The organism is Cyanobium sp. WAJ14-Wanaka (genome assembly GCF_024345375.1).
In the GTDB taxonomy this organism is placed as follows: Bacteria; Cyanobacteriota; Cyanobacteriia; order PCC-6307; family Cyanobiaceae; genus Cyanobium_A.
In genome coordinates, this window is record NZ_JAGQAZ010000001.1 from 302,322 (window position 1) to 322,625 (window position 20,304).

Annotated in this window: 24 protein-coding genes and 1 tRNA gene; 10 read left to right on the top strand and 15 right to left on the bottom strand. The window is 61.8% G+C overall.

What is annotated here, in order from left to right; translation table 11 throughout:
• Positions 1–196 precede the first annotated feature (196 nt).
• The 3 genes from KBY49_RS01735 to KBY49_RS01745 all read left to right on the top strand — a co-directional run bounded on the left by KBY49_RS01735 (position 197) and on the right by KBY49_RS01745 (position 1,421).
• Positions 197–427 (top strand): hypothetical protein, encoded by a 231-nt coding sequence (locus tag KBY49_RS01735; protein ID WP_254933049.1) that lies wholly within the window; start codon positions 197–199, stop codon positions 425–427.
• Entirely contained in the window at positions 424–828 is a 405-nt protein-coding gene (locus KBY49_RS01740) for a PIN domain-containing protein (protein WP_254933050.1), read from the top strand. The genes KBY49_RS01735 and KBY49_RS01740 overlap by 4 nt, the downstream gene beginning before the upstream one ends.
• Before the next feature lie 245 nt (positions 829–1,073).
• The gene (locus tag KBY49_RS01745) at positions 1,074–1,421 is read left to right on the top strand and encodes a helix-turn-helix domain-containing protein (protein ID WP_254933051.1); all 348 of its coding nucleotides are present in this window, start codon (positions 1,074–1,076) and stop codon (positions 1,419–1,421) included.
• Between the two features lie 4 nt (positions 1,422–1,425).
• On the opposite strand, the gene KBY49_RS01750 is transcribed toward KBY49_RS01745, so the two are convergent.
• The 3 genes from KBY49_RS01750 to KBY49_RS01760 all read right to left on the bottom strand — a co-directional run bounded on the left by KBY49_RS01750 (position 1,426) and on the right by KBY49_RS01760 (position 2,972).
• Positions 1,426–1,908: a hypothetical protein gene (locus KBY49_RS01750; RefSeq protein WP_254933052.1), complete on the bottom strand. Its 483-nt coding sequence runs from the start codon at positions 1,906–1,908 to the stop codon at positions 1,426–1,428.
• A 298-nt stretch (positions 1,909–2,206) separates the two neighbouring features.
• A complete protein-coding gene (locus KBY49_RS01755) occupies positions 2,207–2,653 on the bottom strand; it encodes a TspO/MBR family protein (protein ID WP_254933053.1) in 447 nt (148 codons plus the stop codon).
• 88 nt (positions 2,654–2,741) lie between these two features.
• Positions 2,742–2,972: a hypothetical protein gene (locus KBY49_RS01760; RefSeq protein ID WP_254933054.1), complete on the bottom strand. Its 231-nt coding sequence runs from the start codon at positions 2,970–2,972 to the stop codon at positions 2,742–2,744.
• 104 nt (positions 2,973–3,076) lie between these two features.
• Between KBY49_RS01760 and KBY49_RS01765 the strand changes: the two genes are divergently transcribed.
• On the top strand, positions 3,077–3,343 hold the full coding sequence (locus tag KBY49_RS01765) for a hypothetical protein (protein WP_254933055.1): 267 nt from the start codon (positions 3,077–3,079) through the stop codon (positions 3,341–3,343).
• On the opposite strand, the gene KBY49_RS01770 is transcribed toward KBY49_RS01765, so the two are convergent.
• Positions 3,340–4,011, bottom strand: a complete 672-nt coding sequence (locus KBY49_RS01770; protein ID WP_254933976.1) for a superoxide dismutase — start codon at positions 4,009–4,011, stop codon at positions 3,340–3,342. The two genes, KBY49_RS01765 and KBY49_RS01770, sit on opposite strands and share 4 nt — an antisense overlap.
• A gap of 219 nt (positions 4,012–4,230) precedes the next feature.
• Between KBY49_RS01770 and KBY49_RS01775 the strand changes: the two genes are divergently transcribed.
• Positions 4,231–4,968, top strand: a complete 738-nt coding sequence (locus tag KBY49_RS01775) for a LuxR C-terminal-related transcriptional regulator (RefSeq protein ID WP_254933056.1) — start codon at positions 4,231–4,233, stop codon at positions 4,966–4,968.
• Positions 4,969–5,327: 359 nt separating this feature from the next.
• Positions 5,328–5,771 carry an RNA polymerase subunit sigma gene (locus KBY49_RS01780; RefSeq protein WP_254933057.1) on the top strand — a complete coding sequence of 148 codons (444 nt, stop codon included), beginning with the start codon at positions 5,328–5,330 and terminating at the stop codon, positions 5,769–5,771.
• On the opposite strand, the gene KBY49_RS01785 is transcribed toward KBY49_RS01780, so the two are convergent.
• Entirely contained in the window at positions 5,759–6,196 is a 438-nt protein-coding gene (locus KBY49_RS01785) for a hypothetical protein (RefSeq protein WP_254933058.1), read from the bottom strand. The two genes, KBY49_RS01780 and KBY49_RS01785, sit on opposite strands and share 13 nt — an antisense overlap.
• A gap of 91 nt (positions 6,197–6,287) precedes the next feature.
• Here KBY49_RS01785 and KBY49_RS01790 point away from each other — a divergent pair, with 91 nt between their 5' ends.
• Positions 6,288–7,787, top strand: coding sequence for a peptide ligase PGM1-related protein (locus tag KBY49_RS01790; RefSeq protein ID WP_254933059.1), 1,500 nt, complete (start codon positions 6,288–6,290; stop codon positions 7,785–7,787).
• 29 nt (positions 7,788–7,816) lie between these two features.
• On the opposite strand, the gene KBY49_RS01795 is transcribed toward KBY49_RS01790, so the two are convergent.
• From KBY49_RS01795 to KBY49_RS01810, 4 genes are all read right to left on the bottom strand, one after another.
• Positions 7,817–8,062, bottom strand: a complete 246-nt coding sequence (locus tag KBY49_RS01795) for a DUF2811 domain-containing protein (RefSeq protein ID WP_254933060.1) — start codon at positions 8,060–8,062, stop codon at positions 7,817–7,819.
• A gap of 382 nt (positions 8,063–8,444) precedes the next feature.
• Complete coding sequence (locus KBY49_RS01800; RefSeq protein ID WP_254933061.1) at positions 8,445–9,131, bottom strand: hypothetical protein; 687 nt, start codon at positions 9,129–9,131, stop codon at positions 8,445–8,447.
• Between the two features lie 35 nt (positions 9,132–9,166).
• Complete coding sequence (locus KBY49_RS01805) at positions 9,167–9,814, bottom strand: TMEM165/GDT1 family protein (protein ID WP_254933062.1); 648 nt, start codon at positions 9,812–9,814, stop codon at positions 9,167–9,169.
• 2 nt (positions 9,815–9,816) lie between these two features.
• The gene (locus tag KBY49_RS01810; RefSeq protein ID WP_254933063.1) at positions 9,817–10,476 is read right to left on the bottom strand and encodes a ParB-like protein; all 660 of its coding nucleotides are present in this window, start codon (positions 10,474–10,476) and stop codon (positions 9,817–9,819) included.
• Between the two features lie 82 nt (positions 10,477–10,558).
• On the opposite strand from KBY49_RS01810, the gene KBY49_RS01815 reads away from it, so the two are divergent.
• Both KBY49_RS01815 and KBY49_RS01820 read left to right on the top strand, forming a co-directional pair.
• Entirely contained in the window at positions 10,559–11,695 is a 1,137-nt protein-coding gene (locus tag KBY49_RS01815) for a sirohydrochlorin chelatase (RefSeq protein ID WP_254933064.1), read from the top strand.
• A 417-nt stretch (positions 11,696–12,112) separates the two neighbouring features.
• Positions 12,113–12,331 (top strand): DUF2811 domain-containing protein, encoded by a 219-nt coding sequence (locus tag KBY49_RS01820; RefSeq protein ID WP_254933065.1) that lies wholly within the window; start codon positions 12,113–12,115, stop codon positions 12,329–12,331.
• Positions 12,332–12,502: 171 nt separating this feature from the next.
• Here the strand turns inward: KBY49_RS01820 and KBY49_RS01825 are convergent, their stop codons facing one another.
• From KBY49_RS01825 to KBY49_RS01850, 6 genes are all read right to left on the bottom strand, one after another.
• Positions 12,503–14,173, bottom strand: coding sequence for a GMC oxidoreductase (locus KBY49_RS01825; protein ID WP_254933066.1), 1,671 nt, complete (start codon positions 14,171–14,173; stop codon positions 12,503–12,505).
• Between the two features lie 43 nt (positions 14,174–14,216).
• Positions 14,217–14,293 (bottom strand) — tRNA-Met (locus KBY49_RS01830).
• Between the two features lie 17 nt (positions 14,294–14,310).
• On the bottom strand, positions 14,311–15,282 hold the full coding sequence (locus tag KBY49_RS01835) for an asparaginase (RefSeq protein ID WP_254933067.1): 972 nt from the start codon (positions 15,280–15,282) through the stop codon (positions 14,311–14,313).
• Between the two features lie 15 nt (positions 15,283–15,297).
• Complete coding sequence (locus tag KBY49_RS01840; protein ID WP_254933068.1) at positions 15,298–15,804, bottom strand: CGLD27 family protein; 507 nt, start codon at positions 15,802–15,804, stop codon at positions 15,298–15,300.
• 5 nt (positions 15,805–15,809) lie between these two features.
• On the bottom strand, positions 15,810–16,211 hold the full coding sequence (gene rsfS, locus KBY49_RS01845) for a ribosome silencing factor (protein WP_254933069.1): 402 nt from the start codon (positions 16,209–16,211) through the stop codon (positions 15,810–15,812).
• Positions 16,204–16,839 (bottom strand): DUF3318 domain-containing protein, encoded by a 636-nt coding sequence (locus KBY49_RS01850; RefSeq protein ID WP_254933070.1) that lies wholly within the window; start codon positions 16,837–16,839, stop codon positions 16,204–16,206. Before KBY49_RS01850 ends, rsfS begins: the two co-directional genes overlap by 8 nt.
• 97 nt (positions 16,840–16,936) lie before the next feature.
• Here KBY49_RS01850 and carB point away from each other — a divergent pair, with 97 nt between their 5' ends.
• Positions 16,937–20,251 (top strand): carbamoyl-phosphate synthase large subunit, encoded by a 3,315-nt coding sequence (gene carB / locus KBY49_RS01855; RefSeq protein ID WP_254933071.1) that lies wholly within the window; start codon positions 16,937–16,939, stop codon positions 20,249–20,251.
• Positions 20,252–20,304: the final 53 nt, after the last annotated feature.

The following is a 20,304-nucleotide window of genomic DNA, read 5'->3' on the forward strand; positions in this document are numbered from 1 at the left end:
TACGCGATTACATCCTGTTGATCACGCCCTGTCGCTTAAGAAAAGGGCGAACTGGCTGTAGCCAACCTATCGATTGATGCGGATGGGAATCTGTTCTTTATTGAGGTGAAGGGCCGGGTGGATGGGGCAGGGAGGCCACCCCATTGACTTTCGCTGTCATGCTGATCCTAGAGTCCTACTTCTGGAGGCAAGAAGCATGAAAGTGACCGTGGAGCTTTCTGACCAGGAGATGACTGAAGTCCTGGAGCTGACCGGCGAGCGCAAAAAAGGGCCTGCCATCCGGCGGTTGATGGAGGAAGCACTGCAGCTGCGCCGCCGGGCGCAGATCGCCCAGAAGTTTCTCAGCGGAGAGTGGGGCGTGGAGCTGGAGACCTACGAGGCAGACCAGGAACGCGAGCGCCTGCGGGCCCAGGAGATCGCCCCATGACCCTTCTGCTCGACACCAGTCTCTGGATCGACTTCACCCGGGCTCGCAGCCCGGCGGCCATCAAGCAGTACATCGCGCCCTATGTGCTCGATCCCGCGGCCCATCTGGCAGAACCGGTTCGCTTCGAGGTGCTCCGTGCCGCAAGGCCCGAGGAGGCCCTAGTGCTCGAAGCCCAGTTCATCACCCTGCCCTTGCTTCCCACGCCAGCGGATCTCTGGCAGCAGGCGATTGACCTGGGCCAAGCCTGTCGCCGGATCGGCCGCACTGTGCTGAGCCTCGATCTGCTAGTTGCCGCCGTGGCCCTGCACCACAACGCCGAGCTGGTGAGCTTCGACGCCGACTTCGACGCCATCGCTTCGGTGAGTGCCCTGCGTCTCAACCGCCTAACTCGCCCTCTCTGACATTGGAACCCAAACTCCAGCTGCCGTCGCTTATTGGGTGTGGGCGTCAGCGAGTGGTCTGTATTGCTTTTGTACAGACCGTACGGAATTTTGAGTGCAGCTTTTTATGGCATGACACTCCTTGGAAGTGCATCTGACGTGGACCCCAGAAACTGAGCCAGCCCTTATGAGAGCTTCCCTGCCCGCCAGCATTGGCCAGCAGATCTGCAGCTGACGGTTTTGACGGTTTGACTTAGGATCAGCCCATGAGCGCGATCAGCCCAACCCTTCTCGTCGACCTGACCGCTGCCCTGCGCGAAGCGGGCCGCAGCGATCTGGTGGAACGCTTGATGGCCAGCACCCAGCCAGCCGTGCTCACCAGTACTGAAGCGGCAAGCCTGCTTGGCGTTGCTTCCGCCAATACCGTGAAGAACTGGCTGGAGGGCGGGCATTTCCCAGGAGCATTCCAAACTCCAGGTGGCCACTGGCGTTTTCCGCGAGAAGAGGTCGAAGCCGTCATGATGCGGATGGAAGATCTTCGGGGCCGCAATCGACAGGTAGACCTCATGCCTGTTGGAGGGGATGAAGAGAGCATTCATCCACCTCTGCCCTGAGGTTTCAGGTCAAGATCTTGCGCATAGTCAGGATTGGATCGCCATCATCCTGCGGGGATGGCCCACCAGGATCCTCGTTGGTTGAACGTACCCATAGGCTGAGGCCAACACAGCTCTGCTTGGCCCTTGCGATGACCTCAAGGACAGTCATGATGGACGCTGAGTAAGTCTGCCCAGGCGCTAGTGGGTTCTGGATGCGCTGAAACGACTGATCGACACCGATCATGTAGATCACCAGATACCTGGCTTTAGTGTCACTTGCGTCGTCAGGATGGGGCCGCTTGCCGAAGTCAAAGGCGCAGTAACCCACAACTGGACCACCTTCTGCCACGCAGAAAACATAGGTGGGTGGTGAGGATCGACCCTTATCGGCCTTGAACCATTTGCGACTGCGAAAGTAGTTGTCGGCAGTTTCGTAGCCACATGAGAACTGATCAAGAAAAGGATCATCTGGCAGCGCGAACTCGAAAAATATCTCTCCCGCCATTTGGACTTGTCATCCGCTCGCCACAGTATAGCGGCGACAATTGTGGCGAGTTCTTTGATGACTAGATAGACCATTATTTGTGTTGTGCTGTACCTTTGCACCTTCAGCTAAGTTCCGTCTAAGTCTTGCTGAGTTGCGACTTGAACCGACCACTGGGCTTGCAGCTCTTCAGAAAAGAGCTCCGGCTCATCGGGCATCTCGTGGCACCCCAGCACCCGCCTCTGAAGAAAATATCGCGCTGGCTGTAGCCAGCCTGATCCAATCAGCTCGCGGCGCTGACCTGACCCCCGGGCCAATTTCAGCGATTTAGCCGCTGCATCTGCCAGGTCACCAGGGTGCCCAGGGGGCTCCAGAGCAAGTAGGGAATTAGTAGCAGCACCGCCGGTATTGAGTGGGGCAACACCACCATCGCCAGCGCTACGCCCCACATCCAGCCGGCCAGGCCCACTGCCGTGCCATTGCCCAGCTTGCGGGTGGTGCAGATCAGCCAGGTGTAGCTCTGCACCAGTAGCAGCAGGCCCAGGTAGCCAGCCATTAGGCCCCAGCTCCAGCTGCCGTTCCAAGTCAGCAGGGCTGAGCTGTAAAAGCAGACGTAGATGCTGATCCAGATCAGCGGTATCAGGCCCTCAAAGGTGAGCCAGGCCGGCCGCCGTAAACGAATGAACCAGGCGAATTGTTCGCGGCTTGGATTGAGCAGGGCCCCCACCGCCACCATCACCAGCAAGATCAGCAGCGCAGCAACCATGGATCCTGTGTGGGGCCTCCCCAGCCTGGCCTGGCGCCAATCATTGCCGGGCATTCGCTGCAGCTGGGGCAAGAGCAATTCCCGTAGATCAAACCTGCTCTGAATTGGCCGCCTGGGCTTCAAGGGCGGTGGATTGGAGGTTTTCAAATACATCCGCCAGCACCCGGGTCACATTTGCTGGCAACTTGGCCTCAGGGGCAGCCTGGGAAGCAAGCAAAACCATCGTGCAAGCGTCCACTAGGGCTGAGGCCTCCTGGGAAGTCAGGTTGATCAGGTGCTCCCCGTGGAGGTGGGTTACGCGCAAGGACTTGCCTGCCACTGCCTAGGAATGTATCAAGCGATACATGGCGAGCCCTTTTGTCACCTGATCTCTTCGGTATTGGGCGAGCGCGGAACCCTAGGGAGCCCCTTTATTTGGCTCCTATGGATTGTCGCCGCCTGGTGGTTTGGATTGCTACGGGAATTTTGGGTTTCCAGGGGATCTCCCTGGCCGTGGGCCTGGTGCATTGCTGGAGTTTTGCCTCCTGGCATGTGCAGCGCCATGGACCAATGCAGCAGGCTCTCCAGCTTTGCGATCCCCTCCAACAACGCATCGATGATGCGGTCAGCCACGGCATTGGCCTGCTGGCTGTTTTGGCAGTGGGTGGGGTCGTTGGCGCCCTGACGCCCGGCCGCTCCGACCAGCCCTAGGAGAAGCGCCTGTTCACCTCATCCCAATTGACCAGATCCCACCAGGCGCTGATGTATTTCGGGCGCATGTTTTGGTAGTTGAGGTAGTAGGCGTGCTCCCACAGATCTAGGCCAAGCAGGGGTTTTCCCCTTTCGATGCCCGGTAGGTCCATCAGGGGGTTGTCCTGGTTGGCGGTGGTGGTGATGGCCAGGCCGCCATCGGGCTTGACGATCAGCCAGGCCCAGCCAGAACCAAATACGGAGCTGGCCTCCTTGTTGAATTGCTCCTGCATGGCTGGCAGCGAGCCAAAGGCTGAATCAATTGCCTTGCTCAAGGCCTTTGATGGCTTACTGGCCCTGGCTGCCGTGGTGGACGTGCTTGCAGGTGCCATTACCAGCCAAAATTGGGAGTGGTTGTAGTGGCCGCCGCCGTTGTTGCGCACCGCCGTATTGAAGCGACCAATCTGCCCCTGGAGCTCTTCAACTGAAAGTTGCTCCAGCTCGGGGTAGGTGGCGATCTGGGCATTGAGATTATTCACGTAGGCGCCGTGGTGCCTGTCGTGGTGAATCTCCATCGTTTTTTGATCAATTTGCGGCTCCAGCGCCTCGCCTTGATAGGGCAGTGGCGGCAGCACATACTCCGCCCAGGCTGCTTCAGGCGCACCCAGCAATAGGGGCGCCAGCACCATTGGCAGTAGCAGCAGCAGGCCAACGAAAAAGGCTGCGGCCTTGCGGCCAAGCCGGGTCGATTGATGGGCCATGGGGATGCCAGTGGCCACTGGGGCCAAATTTTCAGACAGGCTAATAAAGGCCAGGTGCCGCCGCTAATTCTTAAGGATGGCTTTATTTGCCAGTAGTTGCACATTCTGGAATCTTGTTTTCTATGGATATATATCTGATCCCTTTCCGTGGTTTCCGCCGATATACGCCAATCTTTTCCGGCTAAATACGCCGAACTTGAGAAAGACCTGGCCGGCTATGCAGTGATCTCGGTGATGGGATCCTCTGCCCTGCTCAGTCTTGCGGTGCTGCAATATCCCCGCATTGATCTCTGGGCTGAATCGCTTAGCAAGCTATGGCAATTGCCCATACCCGATCAGGGGCCCCTGCTGATTTGCTGCAGCGATGATCTTCCCGATGGTTCCCTGCTCGACCTGCTCTCCCAGTTGCAGCAGCGATTAGGGCCCCAAAACAGCAAGCGCCCCATCAAGGTGCTGGCCCTGCTCGATTCCCACACCGATGGCCCCACCCTGAAGGCCCTGCTAAGGGCCGGGGTGCATGGGCTTTGCTGCATTGATGCAGTCGGCGAGGGCCAGGCCTTACTTGCCCTGGCCACCATCCTGCGGGAAAGTGTCTTTATCGATGATCGCTTCAGTAGGCGCCTTGCCGAACCCAGCGGCCCCAGCCAGTGCCTCGGATCAGTCGGTGGTTTGAGTGATCGGGAGCGCACGGTGCTGCAATTGCTAAGCGCTGGCTATAGCAGTGCGGAGATGGCTGGCCGCCTGCGGATTCGCCCCGATACGGTGCGCCGCTACCTCAGTGACGCCTACCAGAAGATTGGCGTAAGGGATCGCTCCCAGGCGGTGGCCTGGTGCCTCAACCAGGGCTTAATGACGCGCCGTGAATTGCAGCAACTCTTTGGCTGAGAGGGTTTCGAGGTCAAGTAAGCGTTATTGATCGCGGGCCTTGGGCAGCCAGCGCGCCAAGGCGGGGCCATCGCCGAGGAAGGGCAGATGGTGCTCCACCCCATCCAGCACACCCCAAAAGACCATCCAGCCACTGATGGGGTGTGCCCGTTTGAATGATGGTGGGATTTGTAATCCCACATCTGTGGGGATGGTTGGCCACGGGGGTGGATTAGGCGCCAGTTGGCATCAGGAAATGGCTGGATAGATTTTTGGTTTTGCTTTTGTTTTGATGCGGTTTGTTTTAGAAGTTATTTTTGAATTCCTCCATGCCCAGGGCCCTTGGTGGCTGGCACATTGAGGGCAATCGCACTGGAGCAATGCCTAATTCCAAGCCGGGTTTGATGGGCGACCACCACCGGGCCTTTGCCATCAAACATCTCAATTTGGCTCGCCACCAGGCCCATCGTTTTGCGCGGCGCCATGACATCCCCTTTGAGGTTTTAATCGGCGTTGCCTATGAGGGGCTGTGTAAGGCAGCCCTGGGATTTGATGCCTCAAAGGGCTTCATGCCCTCTAGCTATGTGGTGCCAAAGGTGAAGGGTGAATTGCTCCACTATGTGCGCGATTTTGGCTACGGGCTGCGTATCAGTTGTGCCCTTAAGGAGCTCTGGATGCGGGGCCGCAGGCAGCTGCCGCTGGGCTATGGCGATGCCGAAATTGCCAGCCAGCTCAAGGTGAGCCTCGATCGCTGGCTGGAATGCCGATTGGCCTGCGAATTTGCCCCGATCCCCCTGGATCAGGCCTGGGCCTACTTGGAGTAGTTCTCCAGGGTGTTGAGGCCCCTGCGCAGCAGCTCCTGGGATTGCTCAAGCAGCCGTTGCTTATCGCTGCGGAAGCTGCAGCTGGTGGTGCGGTACTGCACGGTGCGGCTAAAGGGCACATACCAAACCGCCCCCACCTTGCAGAAATTGCGCCCGTTTTGGGCCGGTACCCCCACCAGGGCCTCGCCGCCAAGGCAGCGGTAGCCCCCCTGCCCCTCCTTCACGCAGGGGCCCAGGTTTTTGAAAAACACGTCCTTGCCCTGGAGCCGGTAGGTCTCGTTGGCAAAGCCAGCAAATGACACCGGGTTGTAGCTAAAGGGTGCCGCCAGGGCGGGCGAGCCCAATCCCGTCAGCACTGCCACGGCGGCCAGGCCCGTGGGGCCAGCCAAATCAGCAAGCAGGTGGTTGGCGATGCGGCGCAGCATGGAACACGGCTAGAGCTCAACCCATTTTGGCCTGGGGCGTTTTTTGCGGCTTAGCTAGCCACACTTGAAGCGCATAAGGCCCCTGCAGCGAATGCCCCTTTCATTTGCCGAACTCCAACAGCAGCTCCAACCTGCATGGGGGCAGGAGAACGGGGCCAAGGGCGCCGATGTGGACCTGCTGGTGGTGCCTTCGCTGAGCATGGATCCGGCCCAGATGGCCATGATCACTGGGGCGCACCACTACGAGGAGCGCCAGCTGTTCTCCCTGATTCGGCTCCGGGATCCAGGCGTGCGGGCTATCTATGTGACCAGCAAGTTGCTGCCGGAGCTGGTGGTGGATGCGGTGCTGGAGCTGCTGCCGGGGGTGCCCACCTCCCATGCCCGCCGGCGCTTACATCTCTTCGACACCGACGACGCCTCGCCCCGCTCCCTCACCGAAAAGCTGCTGGAGCGCCCGGCCCTACTGGCCCGGATCAAGGATCTGCTGCGCCCCGGCCGCAGTTTGATGACCTGCTTTGTGGTCAGTGAGCAGGAAAAACGGCTCTCCGAGCTGTTGCAAATTCCCCTGCTGGGCACCGACCCTGCCCTGGGTTACTGGGGCAGCAAGGCAGGTAGTCGGGAGCTATTTGCCGCCTGCGGTGTGCCCCATCCCGCCGGCAGTGGCCTGGTTTACAACCTCGATGACCTGGCGGAAGCCACCGCAACGCTCTGGGAAGACCACCCCGATTTAGGCCGCTGTGTGGTCAAGCTCAACGAGGGCTTCAGCGGGGAGGGCAATGCCCCCTTTGAACTGGCGCCGCTCCAGCTGGAGGGCCGCAGTGGCCGCGAGCGACGCCAGCTAATTCGCCAATCCCTGGAGCAGTTGCCTATGCCTGCCCCCTCCTGGCGGCTCCTGCTCGGCGATCGGGGTGCCTTGGTGGAGGCCTGGCTGGAGGGCGGCGATGGCCTGAGTTCACCCAGCGTGCAGGGCACGATCTATCCCGGCGGTGCCGTGGATGTGCTCTCCACCCATGAGCAGATCCTTGGTGGCCCCAGCGGCCAGACCTACCTGGGCTGCCAATTCCCCTGCGCCGACCCCTATCGCCTCGAGTTGATGCGCCACGGCCAGGCCGTCGGTGAAGCCCTAGCCCAGCGGGGTTGCCTGGAGCGCTATGCCGTGGATTTCATCGCCCGCCGTTTTGGTGATCGCTGGGATCTGCAGGCGATTGAGGTCAACCTGCGCCAGGGGGGCACCACCCACCCCTACATGGCCCTGCGGGCGATCACCACCGGTGAGCTGGATCCGGCCACTGGCCTGTTTATGGCCCCCACCGGCCAACCCCTGCACTACCAGGCCAGCGACAACCTGGCGGATCCGGCCCTTAGGGGTCTGTTGCCCGCCGATCTGATCGACATCGTGGCCGAGGCCGACCTCCACTACGACCCGGCCCGGCTGCGCGGCAGCGTGTTTCACCTGCTCGGTTGCCTCTCGGAATTCGGCAAGTTGGGCATGACCTGCGTTGGTGGCAGTGCCGCCGAGGCCCAGGCGGTCTATCGGGCCACGGAAAGCCAGCTGATCGGCCGCGCCCAGTTGATCGCTAGTGCCCCGTAAACAGCCCGGCCGTAGGCCGGCAAATCTCCTTAGGGAGCGCTAGAGCCACTGTTGGCAGTTGCCCTCTGGAACAGGCCATTGAGGTAGTGGCGAGCCACGGCCCGGTCCTTGCAGCCATGTTGGAAGAGAAAGCCCGCCAGAGCTGCCTGCATCAGCCGGTATTGGTCCCATTGGGGGTGGAGGCGCACAAACTCCTTCATCGCATCGAAGAGGTCTTCCGGGAATTGGTTTTCAACGCTGACGCTGCTGGGGGCGTGGTCGGGGATCTGCTGCATGCGCCCTATTTGCTCGCTTCTGGTTGGCTTAGATCCACCTTGGCCTGCCAGGCAAAATCCCGATCTCGGGCCTGTCTCTCGTGACGGCATCTGAGAAATCAGTGCCCGGAGCTGTTTTGGCTGCTTTGATCGCCGCTGGCTGGAACCACTGGCAGCCTGACTGCAGGCGTCAAGCGATTCGCCCGTTTCCCCACCCCCTCGTTAAAGCTTTTGCGGCCATTGGGCTTTCCGCTCCAGCGCCTGTGGAAAACCCCGGTTTGGCTTGGGGAAAAGTGCCGGCGCCGGTGGAAAAAATCGGCCCACAGCTTTGCTGATCGGTGCGCCCCATTCCCCCAGACCTTCGTATGTCCCGGGTTCCTGTTGGCCAGCTAGGCCAATGGGCTCAGCTGGCGGGTTGCCAATCGGCAGGGGGTTCGGGCTTATCGGTTTCCTTCAGCGACGGAAAGGTGCTGCGAATGAATTCGATAACCCCAGTGCGCACCTGGGCCCGGAAGGCTTCGGCCCCTTCCCCCTGGAGCACCAGATAGCTGCTGGGGTTTGCCGCCGTTTCTGGCCGGAGCGCCTTCCATTTGCTGTGGCCCTGGGCCTTGGCGGCCTCCAGCGGTGCATCGAAATCAAAACTGAGGCTGCGGCCCTGACTTTCCGCCCCAGCCACCCACTGCTCCCGCAGGCTGATCAACTCCTTTGCCTTGATCGTGTCGGGCAGGCCGAGCACCGGTTGGTAATAGGCAAGGGCGCGCAGCTCCTCTTCTAGGACGATTTGCCAGGCCCCAAGCTCGTCTTCGGCCAGGCCAAGCTCAGGGGTACTGGCTTTCATGGCATCGCAATAGCTCGATAACCACAGGTAGTGGGCCTTGTCCTGGATGGCCTTTTTGACCGAACCCTTGCCAGAAACCCTTTTGGGCAGCGCACCTTCAGCCTTTCGCAGAAACTGGCGGTCTTCCAGTTCGAGGTTGATCGCGCCCCAGCGCTGGCGGTATTCCCAGAGCTCTTCGTACTTGCGTACTTCCTCGGCGGTCCACCCCAGGGTCAGGAGTTCTGGTCCACGGCTTGATTCGTCTTTAGCCACCGATTGCTTAGCTGCACTGAAAGGCAGCGTAGTTGTCAGACCAGGGCTTGTTTGAGGGCCACCAGACCAAAGGCCAGAAATAGGCCACCACTGAGTCGGTAGAGCAGCTGTTCATCTACCCGTTGACCGATCCACTTCCCCGCGTTTACCGCCAGGGCCGTAACTAGGCCATGGCCAGCAAGGGATCCAGCCAGCAGCCCCGTAAAACTAAAGGCCGGTGCCGTGGCCAGGAAAATTGTGGCGAACTGGGTGCGATCACCTAGTTCGGCAATAAACACCAGCACGAAGGCTTCCCAGATCACCCCCCAGGCCGAATCAAAGTTTTTGCTGCTTTCGGCTTCATTCACGATGGCTTCTGCCTGTTCGGCCTCCTGGTTGGCCGCTTGGGCCCCCAGGCCCTGGGCTTCGAGCAGCAGCTTCAGGCCGAAACCGAGGAAGAGCGCCGCAGCCAGCCAGGGCACCACCGCCTCGGGCAGGATTCCCTTGAAGCCATAACCCAGACCCAGGGAAATCATGGTCACGGCGGCCAGGGCCGCAAAGGCCCCCACAAACACCCAACGGCGCGGGTGGCGGATCGCCAGGATCAAGGCCATAAAGAAGGTCTTGTCGCCCAATTCCGCCAGGCTGATCGCCGTGAGGCTGGAGCTAAATGCCGCCAGGCCAGAAGCTTCAGGCAGGGCCATGGTCAGGGGTTGGGGCCTTTCCAGCCTGCCAGGTGGGATGCGGCCCGTGATCGGGCAAAGGCCCGTGCCGCCGGTAGGGCGGGATCGAGTTGCCCCGAGCTGAAGGGCGGCAATGCCCTGCTGCGTAACCAGGCGCCCCAGCGGAATTCATGGAAGGGAATTAGGGGGGCTGGATCAATCAGCTTTTCCTTTTTGAGCTTCCAGACCAGGCTTCTGTAGGGGTCGTCCTGCAGGCCGCTTAGCTGCGGTGGCAGGGCCGCCGGATCAAGGGGGCCGAGGCCCCGGCCGTCGTAGAGGTACAGCCAGCCTCGGCTGTTGAGCTCGGCGAGCACCTGCTGGCGATCGGAGCAGTCCAGTTGCAGGGCCACATAGCCAAAGGCCGTGGCCTCTGGTTGGAGCTCGAATAGGGCCCTGAGGCGATGGTGGCGATCCACCATCCACACTTCCCCCTTCTTACTGCGCACCAGCGGTACGGGTTTGGTGCCCAGATAGGAACGCAGTTCCTGGCCGCTTTCGCTCGAGAAATCACTTTGGCGACTGCGCACCTCGGCCAGGCCAACGCAGAGCTGGGTGGGCTGGAGCTGGGCGATGGGAATTTCCAGCAGCTTCGCCTTGGGGCCGGGGGGCGGAAGCTGTTGGAAGGGGGGCAGGCGTAGGGCCATGAATTGGGCCGCTTTGCCCCATCCTCGCCCTAAACGAATCTGCCCCCCCTGGCGATAGGGTCAATGTCAGGTGTAATCGGCCATGACAGCCCCTGGGCCAGCAGTTCTTCGGGAGGGGCCCCATGGCCCGCTTGGGGTTTTGGTTTGCGGCCATGGCAGCCGCAACAAGTTGGCGGTGGCCGAATTTGCCCAGCTAGCCCAGCAGCTCCAGGCCCTTTTGCCCCAGGTGCCGGTGGAATACGGCTACCTGGAATTCGCCCGCCCGATCCTGCGCGATGGCCTGGAGGCCCTGAGGGCCCGGGGGGTGCGCCATGTGCTGGCGGTGCCGGCGATGCTGTTTGCGGCGGGCCATGCCAAAAACGACATCCCCTCCGTTCTCAATACCTACGCCGCCGAAACGGGTCTAAAGATCGACTACGGCAGGGAGTTGGGGGTGGACCTCAAGATGATCCAGGCGGCCGGTGCCCGCATTCGCGAGTGCCTTGACCGTGAAGGGAGTGATCGTGAAGAGAGTGATCACAAATCTCCGGCTTCAGATCTGAGCGACACCCTGTTGGTGGTGGTGGGCCGGGGCTCTTCCGATCCCGATGCCAATTCCAATGTCGCCAAGGTGACGCGGATGCTGGTGGAGGGCTTTGGTTTTGGCTGGGGCGAAACCGTCTATTCGGGCGTCACCTTTCCCCTGGTGGAACCCGGCCTGCGCCATGTGGTGAAGCTCGGCTATCGGCGGATTGTGGTGTTCCCCTACTTCCTCTTCTCAGGGGTGTTGGTGAGCAGGATTTTTCAGCACACCGACCTGGTGGCCGCCGATCACCCGCAGGTCAGCTTCCTGAAGGCCAGCTACCTGGCCGATCACCCCCTGGTGCTCGACACCTTTGTGGAGCGGGTGGAGGAGGTGGTTCGGGGTGACACGAACATGAATTGTTCGCTTTGCAAATACCGGGCCCAGGTGCTCGGCTTTGAAACCGAGGTGGGGGCCCCTCAGCAAAGCCACCACCACCATGTGGAAGGCCTCACCGATGGCTGTGACCTCTGTGAGCGCGAGTGCACGGGCGCCTGCCAGAGCGATGGGGCGCCGATCTCGGCTGGCCACGATCACCCGCACGACCACGACCATCCCCATGACCATGGGCATTCCCATGATCACGACCACCATCACCCCACCTATCCCCACGCGGACCATCCACTAGGCCCCCGCACCCTGCGCAAGGGGGCCTAGGTCCTCAAATCTTTAGACATCTGGTCGGTTTTGATTGGCTCAGATGTCTCTTCTCGGGCCGGGTTCCATGGGACTGGCCCCCATAACTCCTGCTTATCGTTTTGCGCTTTACCCATCTCGCCGGAAGTTTTCCCCAGCCCAGCCAGCTCTTTTCCACAGGCGAGCCATTTGGGGGCTCGGTTCTGGGGGTATTCGGGGGATTGCGAGCAGACCTTGGCAACTGTCCAAGTGACCCTTGACAGGGACCAGGGAATTGCACTCCAGCCCACCCTGTGTTTTCCGCTTCCCCAGCAAGTTGCCCCATATACGGCCTGTCTCGCCCGAGAAAGCGATGGGATTGCATCGCTTGCATCGCTTTGACTTCCGCTGCCTACCTATGGCCTACTGGGACCCAAAAGAGCCCAACGGCAATTCAGGATGACTTTGGAGAGGGGACTGTCAAATGCTTCGATCAGCCTGGAGGCTGAGGTGCCTGAGGTGCTCTACCAAGGCATGCGCGAGTACATCCGCAGCCATCCCGATTGGGATCAATACCGGCTGGTGACCTCTGCCCTCGCCAACTTCCTATTTCAGAACGGCTGCCAGGAACCAGGGGTCTCCCGCCAATACCTCAAGGGCTTATTCCAGGAGCCATAGCCAACTAGGCAAATAAAAAAGCGGGAGTGCCAACCCCCGCTTTGGTCTCCCTTGCCCGACCCTTTGGAAAGGTCGCCCCCCCATTGTGCGGAACCAGGCAAGGCCAAACGGTGACCATTGACACAAGATGGAGGCTTGATCAGCAGCTCAAGACTTCCCTGTGGGGAGCCCCTAGTGCTGTTGGTCGTTTTTGAGTCTTTGGGCCGCCGCTTCACAGGCCCTCCAGGTAATCGCCATTTCGGTGAGGGTGGGGCTCTGCCAGGCCGCAGTTGGCCAGCAGGCCCCATCCACCACCAGCAGGTTTTTGGCGCCCCAGCACTGGTTGAGCCCATTCACCACACCACCTTCTGCGCTCGCTGCCATGCGGGCACCCCCTAGCTCGTGGATGTAGTAACCCGGCGGTGGTGCCCCAGGGCTGACCGCCAGGCTGGTTTTGATCCAGGGTTCGAGCAGCGGCAATACAAACAATTCCTCGATCGGCCGGATGCTGCCCCCCGCCGCCTGCACCACTGCCTCCATGCGGCGGTGCATGTGCTCGAGCATCAGTTTTTCGTTTGGGCCCCACCGGCAACTGATGTGGGCGATCGGGATACCCCAACGGTCCCGCCGCTCGGGATGCAGCGTTACCCGGTTGTCGGCATCGGCGAGCACCTCTCCATGGCCAATTAGGAAACCCACCGCTTCCCCACGGCGGCGTTGCAGCAGGGCGGGCGGGTCAAAGCGCTGGATGGCGCTCCAGATGCCATAGCCCCGCAGAAAGCCACTGGTTTGCTCCCCAGCTTTTGCCCCGTCTAGATTGACGGTATTGGGAATGAAGCAGCTGCCCGCCCCCGACAATTCATGGGGCCGCTCCGGTGCCGCGATCCCCGGGATTGAGAAGAAGCGGCTGGTCGAGATGTGGTCGAGCAGGTGGCGGCCCAGGCTGCCCGAGGGGTCAATCAGCCCGCCCGACTGGACCCCTTCGCTGGAGTGCAGCAGGATCCGCAGGGTTTCGATGGTGGAGGCACAGAGCACCACCAGGGGGGCCTCGAGCTGTTGGCGCGCGCCGCTCTGGCCATCTATCACCACCACCCCCCTAGCCCTGCTCTGGCAGCTAGCCAGCAGCACATGGCTCACCACACTGTTGCTGCGCACCGTCGTGCGGCCAGTGGCCAGGGCCCTTGCCAGCGTTACGCCGGGGCTGCTGGAGCGGGGCCAGGGATTGGCCCTACTGGGCGCCTCCAGGTTGAAGCCGCGCGAGTGGATCAGGGGCAGGCCCAACTCGCCCTCGATGGCGGTTTTGAGGTGTTTTTCGCCGGGGGTGAAGGGCAGGGGGGCCTGAAATTGGCCATCGGGCAGCTGGGAGAGGCCATCGCAGTGGCCGTGCACCTGCAGTAGCCGCTCGAGTCGGTCGTAGTAGCTGGATAGATCGGCGCTGGCGATTGGCCAACTGGGGCCATGGCCATCCCGCTCGCCGGCCTTGAATTCGTGGTCGGAAAGCCGCAGGGTGATGCCACCCCAGGTCAGGCTCTTACCCCCCACCTGCCGGCCCCGGCTCCAGAGGTAGGGGGCATCTACGGGGGTTGAGTAGGGGTTCTCCCGTTCATCGACAAACAGATCGGGGTTGTGCTTCCAGAAACCAGGGTGATGGCATTGCCGGGCCTGTTTGCCGCTGCTGATGTTGCGCAACCTCCGCAGGCTGTTGAGCGGTTCGGAGCCAAAGGCCTGGGCCGCCGCCAGGGATGGTCCGGCCTCCAGCACCAACACCCGCAGCCCGGCCTCAGCCAGCACCATGGCCGCCACCCCGCCAGTGGCGCCTGAGCCCACCACGATTGCGTCGGCATGGGTGGCCGGTTTTGCCATAAAACAAAAACCCCGACAGGGATCTGCCGGGGTTTGGAAGAAGTGGTGGCGGGGGCGAGATTTGAACTCGCGACCTTCGGGTTATGAGCCCGACGAGCTACCAGACTGCTCTACCCCGCGTCGACAAGTTCAGCTTATCAGTCGAAGCGCAGCTCCCCGCGCACATCCAGGCGTAGGTGGGGCGCAGGTGCCAAATATTTGGCGCGCAGATCCTCCAGGGTCATGGGCGTAAGCCAGTCGAGCTGCTCCAGTAGGTGGAGCGCCACGGCATGTTTTGCCCGGGCCGAGCCGTCTTCAACCTTGATGGCCACCCCCATCCCCTCGCCAACCCGGCTGAGGCATTGGATTCCTTCGGCTCCCCCCTTGCTGAGCACCTGGCCGTGGCCGCTGCGCATCACTTTGGTGTCGAAGCGGCCCTCGCCAGCCACCAGTTCTGGGTGGGCAAGCATCGCCCTGCTCAGCCGCTCCAAATCGGCCTGGGCGCCAGCGCCCAGGTGGGCGTAGAGCAGGGCCATCTGGGCCAGTTGCAGCTGCAGGGTGGGGGCGCCGCAGTCGTCGCGGGCAGATACCAGTTCTTCGGGCGGTAGGCCCAGCATTTCTGCCACCCGTTTGAGGATTTCCTGCTGCAGGGGGTGATCTTTCTGCAAATAGCTTTCGCTGCTCCAGCCCATGCGCCGGCAGGTGGCCAAAAAGGCGGCGTGCTTGCCCGAGCAGTTGTGCTCTAGGGCGCTGCTGCCGCATTCGGGGATGGGGCACTGCAGTTGATCCGACTCCAGCTCCGCCCCCCAGAGCACCTTGAAGGCCTCCCGGGCATGCATGGCCGTGCCGGCGTGGGAGGCGCAGGCAATGGCCAGGCCCCGCTCACCGCATTTGCACTGGTCAGCTGCGCCACTGGCCACAAACACCGTGGCCTGAAATGGTTTCAACGCCGAGCGGACAAAACTGAGCTGTTGGGGATCGCCGGCCCTCATCAACACCCGGCCGCGGCCATCGCAGACCACCGCATGCACCCGGTGGCGGGATTCGGCAATGCCATTGCGCAGTAGCCGCACCTCGAGGGGCGGATTGCTATTGCGGCTAGTACCCCCGAAATTGGTCGCCAGGCTCATGTCAGACCACTTCTCCTAAAGAGCCTGACAGAGCCCGGCTCCCAGCCCCATCAGGGCGGCGCCCATGGCGGCGCTTTGGCGCAGGCGCTCCAGCACGGGTTTGACCTGGTGTTGGGCGACCAGTAGGTCCTGCTGGCGCCAGGCCAGGGGTTTCTCCCAGACCTGGCCGTCGTACCAGCCCGATTCTTCGTATTCCACGGCCTCAGACACCAGGCGTTTGTGCACGTAGCTCCAGCCCAGCCACTGGCGCGCCAGCAGCAGCATCGGCAGCAGAATCGCCGCCACCGCCCCGATCGCCACAAGCTTGATTGGCTCATGGCGCAGCACCCAACTGCCGCTTGTTACCAGGCAGGTAATCGGCAGCAGGATCAGCCAACTGGTGGCCAGGGCCCGCAGTAGGCCACTGAGGCCCCGCGATGGCCAGATAAAAAACCAGGAGGCCAGCAGCTGCTCATATTCCTGCAGGGGCCTTTGCTCGGGCGGGACCGGACAGTTGGGCTGTTCATGACCGACGGTGTTCACAGCGATCAGGGGGCCTCAGTGAGCTGGCTTGTGCCCACGTAGCTGGATTGTTCGCCGTGGCCCCAGAAGGCCTCCAGGTCGTAGTAGTTGCGCTCGCTGGGGGTGAGCACATGCACGATCACATCGCCGTAGTCGAGCAGCATCCACTTGCCCTCCTTCTGGCCCTCCCGGCGCAGGGGCAGGCGACCGGTGACCTCTTCTACCTGATCTTCCACGGAACGGGCGATGGCCCGCACCTGCACATCGGATAGGCCACTGCTGATCACAAACCAATCGGCCAGGGAAGACACCTCATCAACCCGGATCAGCCGGATATCAACAGCCTTGCGGTCATCGGAGGCTTCGGCGGCGAGCCGCGCCAGGGCTTCACTGTTTAGATCCTGCTTAGGGATCGTCTGACTATCCATAGACGTTCTCACTGCTCACTGATTGACGGGATCCCTGCTGCTGGGCCATTTCGGCCCGGGCCTTGCCGGCACTCTTGCGCAGTGCTTCGAGACGGTCTTCGAGGAAGGCCCGCTTTTTCTTCTTGCGGGTCTGTTCGACCAGCTCCTTCAGGGCGCCCCCAAGGCTTTTGTAGGCATTGGGAAGGGTGTAACCAAAGCGGGTAGCCAAATCAATCGCCCGTTCATCGGCGGCAAGGGCGTCCTTTAGGCGCTTCTCTGAATTGTTTTTGAGATAGAGGCGGTAGCCGGCAAAGCCCGAAAGACCAAGGGCCATCACCAGAAGCAGACCGTCCTGGACCCAGAGCTCACCAATGGCACCACCTAGGCCAATGGCCAGAGCTGCCATTTCCCAGCCATCCCTGGGCACGGCGTCGTTTTGCACCCGACCCACCTCATGCCAAAACAGCAGGTTGCGGTGGTCGAGGGCGAAGCCATCCCACTTTTCCAGATCGAGCTGGATCTCCACCTCATCCCGGCCGATCTCCTCAATGGTGATCAGGGGGGGATCCACGGAGGCCGCGGCTTCCACAAACACCCAGCTCTGCATTTCCGGAGGCAGTAGCCCCTTCAAACGCTGGAGTTCACTCATGGATTGGAGTCGCTCTTGGATACTTGATGCCGTAGGGGCAGGTTAGCGACTGAAGGCCCCATGAGAGGCTGGGCAGGCTTGGCCTCCGCCTTACCCCATGCCCCGCCGCACGGACCTGCGTCGCATCCTGCTGCTGGGTTCTGGACCGATCGTGATTGGTCAGGCCTGCGAATTCGACTATTCCGGCACCCAGGCCTGTAAAGCCCTGCGGGCCGAGGGATTTGAAGTGGTGTTGGTGAACTCCAACCCCGCCTCGATCATGACCGATCCGGACATGGCGGATCGGACCTACATCGAGCCGCTCACCCCCGAGGTGGTTACCAGGGTGATCGAAATCGAGAAGCCCGATGCCCTGCTGCCCACCATGGGCGGCCAGACGGCCCTCAATTTGGCGGTGGCCTTGGCCGAAAACGGCACCCTCGCTAAGCACGGCATTGAGTTGATTGGCGCCAACCTGGCCGCCATCCAAAAGGCTGAAGACCGGCTTCTGTTTAAGGAGGCCATGGCCCGCATTGGCGTGGAGGTGTGCCCCTCAGGCATTGCCAAAACCCAGGATGAAGCCGAGCTGGTGGGCGATCAAATTGGCAGCTATCCCCGCATCATTAGGCCCGCCTTCACCCTGGGGGGATCCGGCGGAGGCATTGCCTACAACTGGGAGGAATTTCGGGCGATCTGTAAGAGCGGCCTGGAGGCCAGCCCGGTTTCCCAAATCCTGATTGAACAGTCGTTGCTGGGCTGGAAGGAGTTTGAGCTGGAGGTGATGCGCGACTCCGCCGACAACGTGGTGATTGTCTGCAGCATCGAAAACCTCGACCCGATGGGCGTTCACACCGGTGACTCGATCACCGTGGCTCCCGCCCAAACCCTCACCGACCGGGAATACCAGCGCCTGCGCGACCAATCGATTGCGATCATCCGCGAGATCGGCGTGGATACGGGCGGCAGCAACATCCAATTCGCCATCAATCCAGCCAATGGCGACGTGGTGGTGATTGAGATGAATCCGCGGGTGTCGCGCAGTTCGGCATTGGCCTCAAAGGCCACCGGTTTTCCGATCGCCAAAATCGCCGCCCGTCTGGCCGTTGGCTACACCCTCGATGAAATCGTCAACGACATCACCGGCGCCACCCCGGCCTGTTTTGAGCCCACGATTGATTACGTAGTCACCAAAATCCCCCGCTTTGCCTTTGAGAAGTTCCGCGGCAGTCCGGCGTTGCTGACCACCTCAATGAAATCGGTGGGTGAGGCGATGGCGATTGGCCGTTGTTTTGAGGAGTCGTTTCAAAAGGCGATGCGCTCCCTGGAAACGGGCCATGCCGGCTGGGGCTGCGATCGAGCCGACCTGCCCATGGACCCCACCGACCTGGAGCGGGCCCTGCGGGCCGCCAGCCCCGATCGCATTTTTGCGGTGCGCAGCGCCATGCTCGCGGGCCGCAGTGACGCTGAAATCCACCAGCTCAGTGCGATTGATCCCTGGTTCCTGGCCAAATTGCGCCGGATTGTCGATGCCCAAGGGCGCCTGTTGAGCGGCCGCGGCCTGGCTGATCTCCAGGCGGCGGCGTTGCTGGAGCTCAAGCAGCTCGGTTTTTCCGATCGTCAGATCGGCTGGGCCACAGGCAGCGATGAGCTGGAGGTGCGCCGCCATCGCCAGGCCCTAGGGGTCAATGCGGTGTTCAAAACGGTGGATACCTGCGCCGCCGAATTTGCCTCCAGCACCCCGTATCACTACGCCACCTATGAGCGGCCCCTGGAGCGGCTGGGGGCCGATGGCAGCCTGCGCCAACTTCCCGCCGAAGACGAGGTGCAACCCGATGGTCGCCGCAAAGTGATGATCCTCGGAGGTGGCCCCAACCGCATCGGCCAGGGCATTGAATTCGACTACTGCTGCTGCCATGCCTCCTTTGCCCTGCAGGAGGCCGGTTTTGCCACGGTGATGGTCAACAGCAACCCGGAAACTGTTTCCACCGACTACGACAGCAGCGATCGCCTCTACTTCGAGCCCCTCACCCTTGAGGACGTGCTGAACATCATCGAGGCCGAAAAACCGGAGGGGGTGATCGTGCAGTTCGGGGGCCAAACTCCGCTCAAGCTCGCCATTCCGCTGCTGCGTTGGCTGGGAAGTGCGGAGGGCCTGGCCACCGGCACCCGCATTTGGGGCACATCCCCCGAATCGATCGACAGCGCTGAAGACCGGGAGCAATTTGAAGCGATCCTGCGCCGCCTGGATATTCGCCAGCCCCGCAACGGCCTGGCCCGCACCGAAGCGGAAGCCCGTGCGGTGGCGGAGCGGGTTGGTTACCCGGTGGTAGTGCGCCCCAGCTATGTGCTGGGGGGGCGCGCCATGGAGGTGGTCTACGGGGAAGAGGAGCTCAATCGCTACATGGTGGAGGCGGTGCAGGTGGAGCCCGACCATCCGGTTTTGATTGATCAATACCTCGAAAATGCCACCGAGGTGGATGTGGATGCCCTTTGCGATGGGGCCGGCCAGGTGGTGATTGGTGGCGTGATGGAGCACATCGAGCCAGCGGGCATCCACTCGGGAGATTCGGCCTGCTGCCTGCCCACGGTGAGTTTGAGCGCTGAGGCCCTGGCCACGATCCGCACCTGGAGCAAGGACCTGGCCCTAGCCCTTGATGTGCGTGGCCTGATCAACCTGCAATTTGCGGTGCAGGGCGACGCCCAGGGCAAGCCGATGGTTTTCATCATTGAGGCCAATCCGCGGGCATCGCGCACGGTGCCATTTGTGGCCAAGGCCACCGGTGTGGCCCTGGCCAAGGTGGCCAGCCAGGTGATGGCGGGTAAAACCCTTGCAGAGCTGGGCCTTAGCGCCGAACCGAGGCCGCCCCTGCAAACCGTCAAGGAGGCGGTGCTGCCCTTTAAGCGTTTCCCCGGCTCCGACACCCTGCTGGGTCCGGAGATGCGCAGCACCGGTGAGGTGATGGGGATTGCGGAGGGTTTTGGCCTGGCCTATGCCAAGGCGGAGCTGGCGGCAGGCGAAGCCCTGCCCACCGGTGGGATGGTGTTTCTCTCCACCCACGACCGTGACAAGGAAGCCCTAGTTCCCGTGGCTAGCCGGCTGGCGGAGCTTGGTTTTTCCCTCACCGCCACCAGTGGCACGGCGGCCGTGCTGGCCGCCAGTGGCCTCAATGTGGAGCCGGTTCTGAAGGTGCATGAGGGCCGCCCCAACATCGAGGACTCGATCCGCTCCGGCCTGATCCAGTTGATCATCAACACGCCAATTGGCCGCAAGGCCATTCACGACGACAAATATCTGCGCCGGGCCGCCCTGGACTACGCCGTGACCACGGTCACCACCCTGGCCGGGGCCCGGGCGGCGGTGGAGGCGATCGCCACCCTCCAGCAGCAGGAGCAGGTGGTGGTGCATGCCCTACAGGACATACACCCTCAGTAGGGATACTGAGTTGCTTCCGAATTGCAACGTGGTGATGCCATGCGCTTGGGGCC